Source organism: Marinobacter sp. bablab_jr008 (genome assembly GCF_016464145.1).
In the GTDB taxonomy this organism is placed as follows: domain Bacteria; phylum Pseudomonadota; class Gammaproteobacteria; order Pseudomonadales; family Oleiphilaceae; genus Marinobacter; species Marinobacter nauticus.
On the sequence record NZ_JACDWW010000083.1, the window covers coordinates 1 to 15,845 of the forward strand.

Here is a 15,845-nt window from a genome sequence, read left to right on the forward strand (position 1 = left end):
GAAATGGTAATGCCGGGTGACAACGTGAAAATGACCGTCACCCTGATCGCTCCGATCGCCATGGAAGATGGCCTGCGCTTCGCGATTCGCGAAGGTGGTCGTACCGTTGGTGCCGGCGTGGTCGCCAAGATCATCGAGTAACCTTCGGGTTACTCGTTTGTTGTTGCGCTGAGTTGTTTCGGTGCAGGCCAGTAGCTCAATTGGCAGAGCAGCGGTCTCCAAAACCGCAGGTTGGGGGTTCGATTCCCTCCTGGCCTGCCATTTTTCAACATCCGGATACATAAGCTGATTCCTATGGAGTCAAAAGCCGTTCAGTCGACCAGCCGTTTCGATGCTCTGAAATGGCTGGTTGTTTTTGTTCTGATTGCCGTTGGTGTGGTTGGTAATCAGTATTTTAGTGCCGAGTCTGTGCTGTATCGGGTTCTGGCTCTTGTTGGGCTGGGTCTTGTTGCTGCATTTGTTGCGCTGCAGACCGAGCGTGGCCGTCGTTTTGCCACCCTGTTGAAGGAAGCACGCGTAGAGATCCGGAAAGTCGTTTGGCCCACCAGGCCTGAGCTGGTTCAGACCACGATTATTGTTGTGGTGTTTGTTCTGGTTGTGGCTCTGATCTTGTGGGGTATGGATTCGCTGATCAGCTGGCTGGTCGCCGGCTTCATCGGCTAACGGGAGTGGGCAATGGCTAAACGCTGGTACGTCGTTCATGCGTATTCTGGCTTTGAAAAGCACGTAATGCGCACTCTGAAGGAGCGTGTGGCGCTCGAAGGCATGGAAGACAAGTTTGGCGAGATCCTGGTTCCGACCGAGGAAGTCGTCGAAATGCGCGATGGCAAGAAGCGCAAGAGCGAGCGCAAGTTCTATCCCGGGTACGTATTGGTCCAGATGGAAATGGATGATGCCTCATGGCATCTTGTCAAGAATACTCCTCGGGTACTCGGCTTCATTGGTGGTACCAAGGACAAGCCGGCACCCATTACCGAGCGCGAGGCTGAGGCAATCCTGCGTCGTGTAGAAAGCGGTGCTGACAAGCCCAAGCCGAAGACCTTGTTCGAGCCGGGTGAGATTGTGCGCGTTGTTGAAGGTCCGTTTGCAGACTTCAATGGCGTTGTTGAGGAAGTCGACTACGAGAAGAGTCGAGTTAAGGTTGCGGTCCTGATCTTTGGCCGTTCAACTCCGGTAGAGCTGGAGTTTGGTCAGGTCGAGAAAGACTGAGCGTAGCCTGAAAACCTGAGAGCTCGCGCGCCACGGCGACGCGGGCTTTTTGTGTCTGCTGAAGGCAGTTATATAAACGGGGAGCCGAAAGGCGTCAGAACCCACAGGAGAACTATCATGGCAAAGAAAATTGAAGCCTATATCAAGCTTCAGGTTGCTGCCGGTCAGGCCAACCCGAGTCCCCCCGTTGGTCCGGCCCTGGGTCAGCGCGGCGTAAACATCATGGAATTCTGTAAGGCCTTCAATGCCAAGACTCAAGGCATGGAGCCGGGCTTGCCGATTCCGACTGTCATCACTGTATACAGTGATCGCAGCTTTACCTTTATTACCAAGACCCCGCCGGCGCCGGTGCTGCTGAAAAAAGCGGCTGGCATCAAGAGCGGTTCCGGTCGTCCGAACACGGACAAAGTGGGTACGGTAACCCGTGCTCAGCTGGAAGAAATTGCCAAGACCAAAGAGCCGGATCTGACTGCTGCCGACATGGAAGCAGCGGTTCGTACCATTGCCGGAACTGCCCGCAGCATGGGCCTGAACGTGGAGGGTCTGTAAGATGGCAAAGCTGAGCAAGCGTCAGAAGCTGATTCGTGAAAAAGTAGACTCTACCCGTGCCTACACCGTTGATGAGGCGGTAGCACTGTTGGCCGAGCTGGGCCAGAACGTCAAGTTCAAAGAGTCTGTAGACGTGGCCGTTAACCTTGGTGTTGATGCGCGTAAATCTGACCAGGTCGTACGTAGCAGCACTGTTCTGCCGCACGGTACTGGCAAGACTGTTCGTGTAGCTGTGTTCACTCAGGGTGCCAATGCCGAGAAAGCCACTGCTGCCGGGGCAGACGTGGTAGGTATGGATGATCTGGCTGACGAAGTGAAAAAAGGCAATATGGACTTCGACGTGGTTATTGCCACTCCGGATGCCATGCGTGTGGTTGGTCAGCTGGGCCAGATCCTTGGTCCGCGCGGCCTGATGCCGAACCCGAAGGTTGGTACTGTAACTGCAGACGTTGAGACTGCGGTCAAGAACGCCAAAGCCGGCCAGGTTCGCTACCGTACTGATAAAAACGGCATTATCCACGCTCCGCTGGGTAACGTTGAATTCTCTGCGCAGAACATCAAGGAAAACCTTGAAGCTCTGGTGGCAGATCTGAAAAAGGCCAAGCCTGCATCGTCGAAGGGTGTGTATCTGAAGAAGATCACCATCTCTTCCACGATGGGTCCTGGCCTGACTATCGATCAGGGTACTCTGAGCATCTGAGGCTCTGAGCGGTAGTTACTTTGTAGTCTGGGCGGAAGCCAAGGCTGTCAAAGACCGCAGGCCCCCGCAGCGCCCTCTTGAAGGGCGCCTCAAGGGTTAAAGCAACGCCTGCGCAGACGGTGTGACGACGTTCTCTCTGAACCCAAACACCGTTAGGCGTCCCGCGAGGGACATAGATGGGTTTGCTGGCATAAGCCGGCGAAATCGAGGAGAAAACCAGTGGCAATTAGACTCGAAGACAAGAAAGCGATCGTCGCTGAAGTCAACGAGACTGCTGGTACTGCTCTGTCTGTGGTTTTGGCTGACTACCGTGGTGTCACCTCCGGTGACATGACGGCGCTGCGTGCCAAGGCTCGTGCCGAAAACGTGCGTCTGAAGGTTGTTCGTAACAACCTGGCAAAGATCGCGATTCGTGGTACCGAGTTCGAGTGCATTGATCCGGCGCTGGTTGGTCCGACCATTCTGGCTTTCTCAATGGAAGATCCGGGTGCCGCTGCGCGCCTGCTGAAGGATTTTGCCAAAGAGAAAGAGGCGTTCGAAATCAAGGGTCTGGCTGTCGGCGGTGAGCTGATGGGTGCAGAACAGATTGATCGCCTGGCTACGCTGCCGACGCTGCACGAAGCGTTGACCAAGCTGGCCATTGTTACACAGGCACCAGTTACCAAGCTTGCACGTACCCTGAACGATATTCCGGGCAGGATCACACGTGTTGTAGCTGCAGTCCGGGACCAGAAGCAAGACGCTGCTTGATTCTGTTGAACACCATTTTTTACATTTTTGGGAGAAAGTCATGGCTCTGTCTAAAGACGATATTTTGAATGCAATTGCTGAAATGAGCGTAATGGAAGTTGTTGAGCTCGTAGAAGCAATGGAAGAGAAGTTTAACGTTTCTGCTGCTGCCGCTGTTGCTGCCGCTCCGGCTGCTGCCGCTGCTGGCGAAGCCGCCGAAGAGAAGACCGAGTTCGACGTAGTTCTGACCGGCGCTGGCGAGAAGAAAGTAAACGTTATCAAGGCCGTTCGTGAACTGACTGGCCTGGGTCTGAAAGAAGCCAAGGAAATGGTTGACGGCGCACCTTCTACTGTTAAGGAAGGCGCAAGCAAGGACGAGGCTGAAGAAGCCAAGAAGAAGCTTGAGGAAGCAGGCGCTTCTGTTGAGCTCAAGTAAGAGTCGGCTGTTGATCGACACCGTGCGTTAAGCATGGACGGGCTGGTGGCTTCGTGCCACCGGCCTTTTTCTGTTGTATATGCTATAGAGTCTGGTGTGCAATTGCAGGTTGATGTCAGATCTATAACCTACAGCCAGAGTCTTGTTCAAGACGGCGCGATAAGCCGAGCAACTCGGCCCCGAAGCAGAACATTTGATTGCTTCTTGATACCAGGTATCAGGTCTAAAGCTGGGGAATGCAGATGACTTACTCCTACACTGAGAAAAAGCGGATTCGCAAAGACTTTAGTAAATTGCCTTCCGTGATGGAAGTCCCCTATTTGCTGTCTATTCAGCTGGATTCGTTCCGGGACTACCTCCAAATGGAAACTGCGCCTGAAGACCGCCGGGAAACTGGTCTTCATGCAGCATTCAAATCCGTATTCCCGATCGTCAGTTATTCTGGCAACGCCGCGCTCGAGTATGTGAGCTACCGAATCGGCGAGCCAGTCTTTGACGTCAAGGAATGTCAGCTCAGGGGCGTAACTTACGCCGCGCCGCTACGGGTGAAGGTCCGCCTGATCATTTATGATAAGGAATCGTCCAACAAGGCGATCAAGGACATCAAAGAGCAAGAAGTCTACATGGGCGAAATGCCCCTGATGACCGAGAACGGTACCTTTGTTGTTAACGGTACCGAGCGCGTTATTGTTTCCCAGCTCCACCGTTCACCTGGTGTGTTCTTCGATCACGACAAGGGTAAGACCCATTCCTCCGGCAAGCTGTTGTACTCAGCCCGGGTGATTCCTTACCGTGGGTCCTGGCTGGACTTCGAGTTCGATCCGAAGGACGCCGTGTTCGTTCGTATCGACCGCCGTCGTAAGCTGCCCGCCTCCATTCTGTTGCGTGGTCTGGGCTATACCTCCGAGCAAATGCTCGAGATGTTCTTTGAAACCAGTAAGTTCAGCCTGGGCGCGGAAGTGTGCAAGCTGGAGCTGGTACCAAGCCGTCTGCGGGGCGATATCGCAACCTTCGACATCAAAGACAATGACGGCAACGTGATTGTTGAAGAAGGCCGCCGGATAACTGCCCGTCACATCAAGCAGCTGGAAAAAGCCGGTATCACCGAGCTGGAAGTACCGACCGAGTATCTCTACGGTCGTGTCCTGGCCAAGGACATGATCGATCAGTCTACCGGCGAAGTGCTGGTAGAATGCAACACCGAACTCACCGAGGAAGTGGTTACCAAGATCCTTGATGCCGGTGTTAAAGACATTGAAACCCTGTACACCAACGACCTGGATTGCGGTCCGTTCATGTCGGATACCCTGCGTATCGACCCGACCCGCACCCCGCTCGAAGCGTTGGTGGAAATCTACCGCATGATGCGCCCGGGCGAGCCGCCTACCAAGGAATCTGCGGAGAATCTGTTTAACAACCTGTTCTTCTCCGAAGAGCGTTACGATCTGTCCGCCGTTGGCCGGATGAAGTTGAATCGTCGCCTGGGCCGGGAAGAAAGCACCGGCGAAGGCACGCTGACGCACGACGATATCATCGACGTACTGAAGACTCTGATTGCCATTCGTAACGGCCAGGGCCAGGTGGATGACATTGATAACCTGGGCAACCGTCGTGTGCGTTGCGTGGGTGAAATGGCCGAAAACCAGTTCCGTGTTGGTCTGGTGCGTGTTGAGCGTGCGGTTCGTGAGCGTCTGAGTCTCGCCGAAAGCGAAGGCCTGATGCCGCAGGACCTGATCAACGCCAAGCCGGTTGCGGCCGCTGTGAAAGAGTTCTTTGGCTCCAGTCAGCTGTCCCAGTTCATGGATCAGAACAACCCGTTGTCCGAGGTTACCCACAAGCGTCGTATTTCCGCGTTGGGCCCAGGTGGTCTGACCCGTGAACGCGCTGGCTTCGAAGTCCGTGACGTACATCCGACCCACTACGGCCGCGTGTGCCCGATCGAAACTCCGGAAGGCCCGAACATCGGTCTGATCAACTCGCTGGCAACCTACGCCCGGTCCAACTCCTACGGCTTCCTTGAGAGTCCGTACCGGAAGGTGGTCGATGGTGTGGTGACCGACGAGGTGGTTTACCTCTCAGCGATTGAAGAGAGCAACTACGTGATCGCCCAGGCCAGCGCCGCTACCGATGAAGGCAAGCGTCTGACTGATGAGCTGGTTACGGTGCGTCACCAGAACGAATTTACCGTAGCGCCTCCGGAAGCGGTTAACTTCATGGACGTATCTCCGCGCCAGGTTGTATCGGTCGCGGCGTCTCTGATCCCGTTCCTGGAGCACGACGATGCCAACCGGGCCCTGATGGGTGCGAACATGCAGCGTCAGGCGGTGCCGACCCTGAAGTCGCAGGTGCCTTTGGTGGGTACCGGTGTTGAGCGCACGGTGGCTCAGGACTCTGGCGTGTGTGTTACTGCGCGTCGCGGTGGCGTGATCGAAAGCGTGGATGCGGCACGTATCGTGGTTCGCGTCAACAACGAAGAAACCGAAGCCGGTGATGCAGGTGTGGATATCTATAACCTCACCAAGTACACCCGCTCCAACCAGAACACCTGTATCAACCAGCGTTCTATCGTGCGTCAGGGTGACGTGATTGCCCGTGGCGATGTGTTGGCGGATGGTCCTTCTGTGGATCTGGGTGAGCTGGCTCTGGGTCAGAACATGCGCATCGCGTTCATGCCCTGGAACGGTTACAACTTTGAGGACTCCATTCTCATCTCCGAGAAAGTGGTTCAGGAAGACCGTCTGACCACCATCCACATTCAGGAACTGACCTGTGTGGCTCGTGATACCAAGCTGGGCAGCGAAGAAATCACCGCAGATATTCCGAACGTGGGTGAAAGCGCACTGTCCAAGCTGGATGAGTCTGGCATTGTCTACATCGGCGCTGAAGTGGGCCCCGGCGACATTCTGGTTGGTAAGGTAACGCCGAAAGGCGAAACCCAGCTGACCCCGGAAGAGAAGCTTCTGCGTGCCATCTTTGGTGAAAAAGCGTCTGACGTTAAGGACACATCTCAGCGTGTGCCGACCGGTACCCGTGGTACGGTCATTGACGTTCAGGTCTTCACCCGTGACGGTATCGAGAAAGATGCCCGAGCGCTTTCGATCGAGAAAGAGCAGCTGGACAAGTACCGTAAGGACCTGAAAGACGAGTACCGCATTGTTGAAGGTGCGACGTTCGAGCGTCTGATGGCCGCTATGAAAGGTCAGGAAGTGATCAGTGGTCCTGGCCTGAAAAAGGGTGCGAAGCTGGAAGAAGCCTACCTGGCGGAACTGCCGCGAGCCGACTGGTTCAAGCTGCGCATGAAAGACGAAGCTTTGAACGAGTTGCTGGAGAAATCCGAGCAGGGCCTCGAGGATCGCAAGAAAGAGCACGAAGCTCGCTTTGACGACAAGAAGGGCAAGCTTCAGCAGGGCGACGATCTGGCTCCTGGCGTACTCAAGATTGTTAAGGTTTACCTGGCAATCAAACGTCGTATTCAGCCGGGCGACAAGATGGCTGGCCGTCATGGTAACAAGGGTGTTATCTCTGCGGTTATGCCGATTGAAGACATGCCCTACGACGAGTTTGGCAATACCGTCGATATCGTTCTGAACCCGCTCGGTGTACCGTCGCGGATGAACGTTGGTCAGGTGCTTGAAACTCATCTGGGTGCTGCGGCTAAAGGCCTGGGTGAGCGGATCAGCCGCATGCTTGATGAGCAGCGCAAGGTGGCTGAGCTTCGCAAGTTGCTGGACGAGATCTACAATCATTCGGACGAAGTGTTCAAGGTTGACCTTGACAGTCTGACTGACAAAGAGATTTTCGAGCTGTGCAACAACCTGCGTGGTGGCGTTCCCATGGCAACACCGGTCTTCGATGGTGCCAAGGAAGCCGAGGTGAAGAGAATGCTTGAGTTGGCTGGCCTGGATACTACTGGTCAGACCAAGCTCTATGACGGCCGTACCGGCGATGCGTTTGATCGTCCGGTAACTGTTGGCTATATGTACATTCTCAAGCTGAACCACCTGATCGACGACAAGATGCACGCTCGTTCTACCGGCTCTTACAGCCTGGTTACCCAGCAGCCGCTGGGTGGTAAGGCTCAGTTCGGTGGTCAGCGCTTCGGTGAGATGGAAGTCTGGGCTCTGGAGGCATACGGTGCCGCCTATACCCTGCAGGAAATGCTCACCGTCAAGTCTGACGACGTAAACGGTCGGACCAAGATGTACAAGAACATTGTCGATGGCGATCATCGTATGGAGCCGGGCATGCCTGAATCCTTCAACGTTCTTGTCAAGGAAATCCGCTCGTTGGGTATCGACATCGAGCTGGAATCCGAGTGAGCCGAATTGTTTTTGGCAGCGTGAGCGGGCACTCCGTGTGCCCGCCCGAGATTAACGCCATCCGGAGCTTTAACTGATGAAAGATTTGCTGAATCTTCTCAAGAGCCAGAATCAGAGCAAGGAATTCGACGCCATCCGCATTGGCCTGGCGTCGCCTGACATGATTCGTTCCTGGTCTTTTGGCGAAGTAAAAAAGCCTGAGACCATTAACTACCGTACCTTCAAGCCGGAGCGTGACGGTCTTTTCTGTGCCAAGATCTTCGGCCCGATCAAGGACTACGAGTGTCTGTGCGGAAAATACAAGCGCCTCAAGCACCGCGGTGTCATTTGTGAAAAGTGTGGTGTCGAGGTTGCCCTGGCGAGCGTTCGTCGTGAGCGCATGGGCCATATTGAGCTGGCCAGCCCGGTCGCCCATATCTGGTTCCTGAAGTCGCTGCCGTCCCGCATCGGTCTGATGCTGGACATGACCCTGCGTGACATCGAGCGGGTTCTGTACTTCGAGAGCTTTATTGTTATCGATCCGGGCATGACCACTCTGGAGAAGGGCCAGCTGCTGAACGATGAGCAGTATTACGAAGCCCTGGAAGAGTTTGGTGACGAGTTCGACGCCCGCATGGGTGCGGAAGCCGTCAAGCAATTGCTGGAAGACATCGATCTGCAGGCAGAAGTTGACGCGCTGCGCGAAGAAATTCCGCAGACCAACTCCGAAACCAAGATCAAGAAATTCAGCAAGCGCCTGAAAATTCTGGAAGCGTTCCTGTATTCCGGTAACAAGCCAGGCGACATGGTCATGACCGTGCTGCCGGTTCTTCCGCCGGACCTGCGCCCCCTGGTTCCGCTGGATGGTGGCCGTTTTGCCACTTCCGACCTGAACGACCTGTACCGTCGGGTGATCAACCGGAACAACCGTCTCAAGCGCCTTTTGGAGCTGAATGCTCCGGACATCATCGTGCGTAACGAGAAGCGGATGTTGCAGGAAGCTGTGGATGCCCTGCTGGACAATGGCCGTCGTGGCCGTGCCATCACCGGCACCAACAAGCGCCCGCTGAAGTCCCTGGCTGACATGATCAAGGGTAAGCAGGGTCGTTTCCGTCAGAACCTGCTGGGTAAGCGTGTTGACTACTCCGGCCGTTCGGTGATCGTGGTAGGTCCGTACCTGCGCCTGCATCAGTGCGGTCTGCCGAAGAAAATGGCTCTGGAGCTGTTCAAACCGTTCATTTTCTCAAAGCTTGAGCACCGCGGACTGGCGACCACGATCAAGGCCGCCAAGAAGATGGTCGAGCGTGAGGAAGGCGTGGTCTGGGATATCCTGGATGAGGTCATCCGTGAGCATCCGATCCTGCTGAACCGTGCGCCGACCCTGCACCGTCTGGGTATCCAGGCGTTCGAGCCGGTTCTGATCGAAGGTAAGGCCATTCAGCTGCACCCGCTGGTGTGTGCGGCCTACAACGCTGACTTCGATGGTGACCAGATGGCGGTACACGTACCGCTGACTCTGGAAGCCCAGCTCGAAGCCCGCGCGTTGATGATGTCTACCAACAACGTGTTGTCGCCCGCCAACGGCGAGCCCATTATCGTACCGTCTCAGGACGTGGTACTGGGGCTGTACTACATGACCCGTGAGCGTCACGCCGCTCTGGGTGAAGGTATGGTCTTTGCTGACGTCAAGGAAGCCCATCGCGCTTACGGTGCCGGTCAGGTTGACCTGCAGGCGAAGGTTAAGGTTCGGGTCAAGGAAGTTGCGGTTGACGAAGACGGTAACCGTACCGAGAGCTTCCGCATTGTCGATACCACCGTTGGTCGCGCTCTGCTTTACGATATCGTGCCGGACGGCCTGCCGTTCGAGATCGTCAACAAGCCGATGGTGAAGAAGGCGATTTCCAACCTGATCAACACCTGTTACCGGGATGCTGGTCTGAAAGACACGGTCATCTTCGCTGACCAGTTGATGTACATGGGTTACCACTACGCAACCCGTTCCGGTATCTCGATCGGCTTTAACGATTTCGAGATTCCGCCGGAGAAGTACGAGCTGGTGGATGCAGCCTCCGACGAAGTAAAGGACATCGAAAACCAGTACGCATCCGGTCTTCTGACCCAGGGTGAGAAGTACAACAAGGTGATCGACATCTGGTCCCGTGCCAACGACAAAGTGTCCAAGGCAATGATGGAGCGTCTGTCCAAAGAGCAGGTTATTGGCCCTGATGGCCAGCCAGTGAAGGGCGAAGACGGTGAAGACCTGATGCAGGAGTCCTTCAACTCCGTCTACATGATGGCCGATTCCGGTGCGCGGGGTTCCGCCGCCCAGATCCGTCAGCTGTCCGGTATGCGTGGTCTGATGGCCAAGCCGGATGGTTCCATCATCGAAACGCCGATTACGGCTAACTTCCGTGAAGGTCTGAACGTACTCCAGTACTTCATCTCGACTCACGGTGCTCGTAAAGGTCTGGCGGATACTGCACTGAAGACCGCGAACTCCGGTTACCTGACCCGCCGTCTGGTTGACGTGTCTCAGGATCTGGTGGTGACCGAGGAAGACTGTGGTACCGATGAAGGTCTGCTGATGACGCCGCACATCGAAGGCGGCGACGTGGTTGTGCCGCTGGGCGACCGGGTTCTGGGTCGTGTGACGGCTCGCGATGTGTTCACGCCGACTGACAAGGACAACGCCGTTGTTCCTGCGGGCACACTGCTCGACGAAAAGACCGTCGAAATGGTTGAGCGCGCGGGTGTAGACGAAATCTGGGTACGCTCTGCGATTACCTGTGAGACCCGTCACGGCATCTGTTCCAAGTGTTACGGCCGTGATCTGGCCCGTGGCCACCAGGTGAACGTGGGCGAAGCGGTAGGTGTTATCGCTGCCCAGTCCATCGGTGAGCCTGGTACCCAGCTGACCATGCGTACCTTCCACATTGGTGGTGCCGCGAGCCGGGCGTCTGCGGTAGACAATATCCAGGTGAAGCATGGTGGTACGGTACGCCTGCACAACCTGAAGTCGATCGAGAAAACCGACGGTTCGCTGGTGGTGGTATCCCGTTCCTCCGCGCTGGCCATTGCCGATGAGCAGGGGCGTGAGCGCGAGTGGTACAAACTGCCGTACGGTGCCGTGCTGTCTGTGAAGAACGGTGATCAGGTAGAAGCTGGTGTTGTGGTTGCCAAGTGGGATCCGCACACGCACCCGATCATCGCGGAAGCGAAGGGTACCGCCAAGTTCGTCAACATGGAAGAGGGCATTACTGTCCGTACCCAGGCTGACGAGCTGACCGGTCTGTCCACGATGGAAGTGATTGACCCGAAAGAGCGTCCGGCTGCGGGTAAGGACATTCGTCCGGCCATTCAGTTGGTCGACGACTCGGGAGAGGAAGTGGAGCTGCCCGGGGGCGGTACCGCGATCTTCTTCCTGCCGGCCAACGCTCTGGTAACCATGGCGAATGGTGCCAAGATCGAGCTGGGTGATGTGGTCGCCCGTATTCCGCAGGAAAGCTCGAAGACCCGGGACATCACCGGTGGTCTGCCTCGGGTTGCCGACCTGTTCGAGGCCCGTCGTCCGAAAGAGTCCGCGATCCTCGCGGAGATCAGCGGGGTGGTTTCCTTCGGTAAAGAGACCAAAGGCAAGAAGCGCCTGGTGATCACGCCGAAGGATGACGATGCCTATGAGGTTCTGATTCCGAAGCATCGCCAGCTCAACGTGTTCGAAGGTGAAACCGTTGAAAAGGGTGAGGTGATCTCGGATGGTCCGTCCAACCCGCACGACATCCTGCGTCTGCTGGGTGTGGTCGAGCTGGCCAAGTACATCACCAACGAAATCCAGGACGTGTACCGTCTGCAGGGCGTTGTCATCAACGATAAACATATCGAGGTTATCGTTCGCCAGATGCTGCGCAAGGTCGAAATCACCGATCCGGGTGATACCACGCTGCTGTCGGGCGACCAGGTAGAAATTACCCAGGTGATGGAAGAGAACGAGAAGGCGAATGCGGCAGACAAAGAGCCTGCACGCTTCGAGCGTCTGCTGCTTGGTATCACCAAGGCATCGCTGGCGACCGAGTCCTTCATCTCTGCGGCCTCGTTCCAGGAAACCACCCGGGTTCTGACCGAGGGTGCGGTGACTGGCAAGCGGGACTACCTGCGCGGTCTGAAGGAAAACGTGGTGGTAGGGCGTCTGATACCGGCGGGTACAGGTCTTGCCTATCACAACGAGCGCCGTCGCAAGCGTGACCTGGAAGAGCAGGGCGTGACAGCGGCCGATGTTGAAGAAGCTCTGAGCGCCGAACTTAACCGCGAAAGCTGAGTTCGTGCGCGCCACCCTCGGGGTAGATACCTACCTTCAGGGTGGTTAAAAAGAGATCAGTCATCTTGACTGACTCGGGGCGCAAGCTTAAACTTGCGTCCCTTAAATTTTACCCCCTGCATTGGGGGTAAGTTTCATTGGTATGGTTTTTTTGGAGTTTGCTTACATGGCAACGATTAATCAGTTGGTGCGTAAGCCTCGTAAGCGCAAGGTAGCCAAGAGCGACGTTCCCGCGCTCCAGGCTTGCCCTCAGCGCCGTGGTGTGTGCACTCGTGTATACACCACTACGCCGAAGAAGCCGAACTCAGCACTGCGTAAAGTGTGCCGTGTTCGTCTGACTAACGGCTACGAGGTTTCCTCATACATTGGTGGTGAAGGTCACAACCTTCAGGAGCACAGTGTTGTGCTGATCCGTGGCGGTCGAGTAAAAGACCTTCCGGGTGTGCGCTATCACACTGTTCGCGGTACTTTGGACACCCAGGGTGTACAGAACCGTAAGCAGGGCCGCTCCAAGTACGGTGCAAAACGACCCAAGTCCTGATGTCCCGAGCGGGTGTCTTTTATCGTTGCTTGTCAGAACGGTAAGAGTAAGGCTGAGTAGCAGATGGCTATCTCAGGGGTTCCTGAAGACCTTTTAGATATATAAGGGCTTATCGATGCCTAGAAGAAGAGTTGCAGCTAAGCGGGAAATCATTCCCGATCCGAAATTCGGCAGTGCACGTCTTGCCAAGTTCATCAACCACGTGATGGAAAGCGGTAAGAAGTCTGTTGCAGAGCGCATTGTTTATGGCGCGCTCGATATTGTTGCCGAGAAATCCAAGGAAGAGCCGATCGAAATGTTCGAGAAGGCCCTGGAGAACATCCAGCCGATGGTGGAAGTAAAATCCCGTCGCGTGGGTGGTGCTACTTACCAGGTGCCTGTAGAAGTACGGCCTTCCCGTCAGAACGCGCTGGCTATGCGCTGGCTCGTCGAATACTCACGGAAGCGTGGTGAGAAGTCCATGGCGCAACGTCTGGCCGGCGAAATTCTTGACGCGGCAGACAGCAAAGGTGCTGCGGTGAAGAAGCGCGAAGACGTGCATCGTATGGCAGAAGCCAACAAAGCATTCTCTCACTTCCGTTTCTAACAAGCCGAGGTTTATATCGTGGCACGCAAGACTCCTATCAAACGTTACAGAAACATTGGTATCTGTGCGCACGTGGATGCGGGCAAGACCACTACAACCGAGCGTATTCTTTACTACACCGGTCGTAGTCACAAAATGGGTGAAACCCATGACGGCGCTTCCACTACAGACTGGATGGAGCAGGAGCAGGAGCGTGGTATCACCATCACGTCTGCCGCTGTTACAACCTTCTGGCAGGGTATGGACAAGCAATACCCCGAGCACCGCATCAACATCATCGACACACCGGGGCACGTTGACTTCACTATCGAAGTAGAGCGTTCTCTGCGGGTTCTCGACGGTGCGGTCGTTGTATTCTGTGGTTCTTCCGGTGTTGAGCCGCAGTCCGAGACTGTATGGCGCCAGGCCAACAAGTATGAAGTTCCGCGCATGGTGTTCGTCAACAAGATGGACCGTGCCGGCGCTAACTTTATGCGCGTTGTTGAGCAGATCCGTAACCGTCTGGGCGCGACCACTGTGCCCATCCAGCTGCCGATCGGCGCGGAAGACGATTTCGAAGGCATCGTTGACCTGCTGCGCATGAAGGCCATTTATTGGAACGAAGCTGACCAGGGCATGACCTACGAGCTTCGCGATATTCCGGAATCCATGAAGGCGGAAGCCGAGAAGGCTCGCGAGCAGATGATTGAAGCTGCTGCCGAAGCCAACGAAGAGTACATGGACAAGTACCTGGAAGGCGAAGAGTTGACCTACGAAGAGATCAAGAAAGGTCTGCGCGATCGTACCATCGCCAACGAAATCGTTCTGGCGACCTGTGGTTCCGCGTTCAAGAACAAGGGTGTGCAGGCGGTGCTTGATGCCGTTATCGAATTCCTGCCGGCTCCGGATGAGGTTAAAGCCATCCGCGGTGAGGTTGACGACGAAGGTACAGAAGAGACTCGTCCGGTTGACGACGATGCGCCGTTCGCTGCTCTGGCGTTCAAGATCGCCACCGACCCGTTCGTGGGCACGCTGACCTTCTTCCGTGTTTACTCCGGTAAGCTGGAATCCGGTAATGCCGTGTTCAACTCGGTTAAAGGCAAGAAGGAGCGTGTGGGCCGTATGGTTCAGATGCACGCCAACGACCGTGAAGAGATCAAGGAAGTTCTGGCGGGCGACATCGCCGCTGCCATTGGCCTGAAGAACGTGACCACTGGTGACACCCTGTGTGACGAGAACAACAAGATTGTTCTGGAGCGCATGGAGTTCCCTGAGCCGGTTATCTCCGTAGCTGTTGAGCCGAAGTCCAAAGCTGACCAGGAGAAGATGGGTGTGGCGCTGGGCAAACTGGCTCAGGAAGATCCTTCGTTCCGTGTTCGCACCGACGAAGAGTCCGGTCAGACCATCATCTCTGGTATGGGTGAGCTTCACCTGGACATCATCGTTGACCGTATGCGTCGCGAGTTCAAGGTTGAGGCCAACATCGGTAAGCCTCAGGTCGCTTATCGTGAGTGCATCCGTAAGCCGGTTGACGTTGAAGGTAAATTCGTTCGTCAGTCTGGTGGTCGCGGTCAGTACGGTCACGTAAAAGTGAAGTTGGAGCCGCTGCCTCTGGATGATGAAGATGGCGAAAACTTTATCTTTGTGAACGAGATCGTTGGTGGTGTGGTTCCCAAGGAATACATCCCTGCGGTTCAGCAGGGTATCGAGGAGCAGATGCAGAACGGCTGTCTGGCCGGCTATCCGCTGCTGGGTATCAAAGCGACGCTGTACGATGGTTCCTACCACGACGTCGACTCCAACGAAATGGCGTTCAAGATCGCTGGTTCCATGGCGATGAAGAAAGGCGCCCTCGAAGCAAATCCTGCCCTTCTTGAGCCGATCATGAAGGTAGAGGTTGTTACCCCTGAAGACTACATGGGTGACGTTGTTGGCGACCTGAACCGTCGTCGCGGCCTCGTGCAGGGTATGGATGAGAGCCCTGCGGGCAAAGTCATCCGTGCAGAAGTTCCGTTGTCGGAGATGTTCGGTTACGCCACCGACCTGCGTTCTGCAACACAGGGCCGGGCGTCTTATGCGATGGAGTTCTCCCGCTATGCGGAAGCTCCTTCGAACATTGCCGAAGCGATCATTAAAAAGGGTTGATCCCAGGACTTAAGAAACAGGAAGAGGTGTAACCGTGTCCAAAGCAAAGTTTGAGCGTAACAAGCCGCACGTAAACGTGGGCACCATCGGTCACGTTGACCATGGTAAGACCACTCTGACAGCCGCCCTGACTCGTGTATGTCACGAAGTTTGGGGCACTGGCGAGAGCCGTGCTTTCGATCAGATCGATAACGCACCGGAAGAGCGTGCGCGTGGTATCACCATCGCGACCTCTCACGTAGAGTACGATTCTCCGACCCGTCACTACGCCCACGTAGACTGCCCGGGCCACGCTGACTATGTGAAGAACATGATCACTGGTGCGGCACAGATGGACGGCGCGATCCTGGTTTGCTCCGCA

The 15,845-nt window shown here is 55.7% G+C and carries 12 protein-coding genes, 1 tRNA gene and 1 pseudogene; all 14 read left to right on the forward strand.

The genetic code is table 11. The features are described 5' to 3' along the window. Window positions 1-141 (forward strand): annotated as a pseudogene (locus tag JIF53_RS16805) (elongation factor Tu); the annotation flags it as partial. A 44-nt stretch (window positions 142-185) separates the two neighbouring features. Beyond that, a tRNA-Trp gene (locus tag JIF53_RS16810) sits at window positions 186-261 on the forward strand. A 33-nt stretch (window positions 262-294) separates the two neighbouring features. Next, window positions 295-663, forward strand: a complete 369-nt coding sequence (gene secE / locus JIF53_RS16815) for a preprotein translocase subunit SecE (protein ID WP_011784235.1) — start codon at window positions 295-297, stop codon at window positions 661-663. Between the two features lie 12 nt (window positions 664-675). Further along, window positions 676-1,209, forward strand: a complete 534-nt coding sequence (gene nusG / locus JIF53_RS16820) for a transcription termination/antitermination protein NusG (RefSeq protein WP_011784236.1) — start codon at window positions 676-678, stop codon at window positions 1,207-1,209. Between the two features lie 117 nt (window positions 1,210-1,326). Beyond that, window positions 1,327-1,758, forward strand: coding sequence for a 50S ribosomal protein L11 (gene rplK, locus JIF53_RS16825; RefSeq protein ID WP_011784237.1), 432 nt, complete (start codon window positions 1,327-1,329; stop codon window positions 1,756-1,758). 1 nt (window position 1,759) lies between these two features. Beyond that, window positions 1,760-2,458, forward strand: a complete 699-nt coding sequence (rplA, locus tag JIF53_RS16830; RefSeq protein WP_014420482.1) for a 50S ribosomal protein L1 — start codon at window positions 1,760-1,762, stop codon at window positions 2,456-2,458. A 219-nt stretch (window positions 2,459-2,677) separates the two neighbouring features. Then, window positions 2,678-3,208 (forward strand): 50S ribosomal protein L10, encoded by a 531-nt coding sequence (gene rplJ / locus JIF53_RS16835; protein WP_014420483.1) that lies wholly within the window; start codon window positions 2,678-2,680, stop codon window positions 3,206-3,208. Between the two features lie 40 nt (window positions 3,209-3,248). Beyond that, on the forward strand, window positions 3,249-3,623 hold the full coding sequence (rplL, locus tag JIF53_RS16840) for a 50S ribosomal protein L7/L12 (RefSeq protein WP_011784240.1): 375 nt from the start codon (window positions 3,249-3,251) through the stop codon (window positions 3,621-3,623). 242 nt (window positions 3,624-3,865) lie between these two features. Next, window positions 3,866-7,942 (forward strand): DNA-directed RNA polymerase subunit beta, encoded by a 4,077-nt coding sequence (rpoB, locus tag JIF53_RS16845; RefSeq protein WP_199453480.1) that lies wholly within the window; start codon window positions 3,866-3,868, stop codon window positions 7,940-7,942. A gap of 76 nt (window positions 7,943-8,018) precedes the next feature. After that, window positions 8,019-12,233, forward strand: a complete 4,215-nt coding sequence (gene rpoC / locus JIF53_RS16850) for a DNA-directed RNA polymerase subunit beta' (RefSeq protein ID WP_011784242.1) — start codon at window positions 8,019-8,021, stop codon at window positions 12,231-12,233. 166 nt (window positions 12,234-12,399) lie between these two features. Beyond that, window positions 12,400-12,774: a 30S ribosomal protein S12 gene (gene rpsL / locus JIF53_RS16855; RefSeq protein ID WP_008174844.1), complete on the forward strand. Its 375-nt coding sequence runs from the start codon at window positions 12,400-12,402 to the stop codon at window positions 12,772-12,774. Window positions 12,775-12,889: 115 nt separating this feature from the next. After that, complete coding sequence (gene rpsG / locus JIF53_RS16860; RefSeq protein WP_011784243.1) at window positions 12,890-13,360, forward strand: 30S ribosomal protein S7; 471 nt, start codon at window positions 12,890-12,892, stop codon at window positions 13,358-13,360. Window positions 13,361-13,378: 18 nt separating this feature from the next. Then, a complete protein-coding gene (fusA, locus tag JIF53_RS16865) occupies window positions 13,379-15,484 on the forward strand; it encodes an elongation factor G (RefSeq protein WP_023011585.1) in 2,106 nt (701 codons plus the stop codon). Window positions 15,485-15,518: 34 nt separating this feature from the next. After that, the coding region (locus JIF53_RS16870; RefSeq protein ID WP_228285514.1) for a GTP-binding protein at window positions 15,519-15,845 on the forward strand (327 nt) is incomplete at its 3' end.

Bases quoted from the DNA above. Each gene is read 5' to 3' on its own strand.
- secE (WP_011784235.1), top strand. From the start codon at position 295: ATGGAGTCAAAAGCCGTTCAGTCGACCAGCCGTTTCGATGCTCTGAAA.
- nusG (WP_011784236.1), top strand. From the start codon at position 676: ATGGCTAAACGCTGGTACGTCGTTCATGCGTATTCTGGCTTTGAAAAG.
- rplK (WP_011784237.1), top strand. From the start codon at position 1,327: ATGGCAAAGAAAATTGAAGCCTATATCAAGCTTCAGGTTGCTGCCGGT.
- rplA (WP_014420482.1), top strand. From the start codon at position 1,760: ATGGCAAAGCTGAGCAAGCGTCAGAAGCTGATTCGTGAAAAAGTAGAC.
- rplL (WP_011784240.1), top strand. From the start codon at position 3,249: ATGGCTCTGTCTAAAGACGATATTTTGAATGCAATTGCTGAAATGAGC.
- rpoB (WP_199453480.1), top strand. From the start codon at position 3,866: ATGACTTACTCCTACACTGAGAAAAAGCGGATTCGCAAAGACTTTAGT.
- rpoC (WP_011784242.1), top strand. From the start codon at position 8,019: ATGAAAGATTTGCTGAATCTTCTCAAGAGCCAGAATCAGAGCAAGGAA.
- rpsL (WP_008174844.1), top strand. From the start codon at position 12,400: ATGGCAACGATTAATCAGTTGGTGCGTAAGCCTCGTAAGCGCAAGGTA.
- rpsG (WP_011784243.1), top strand. From the start codon at position 12,890: ATGCCTAGAAGAAGAGTTGCAGCTAAGCGGGAAATCATTCCCGATCCG.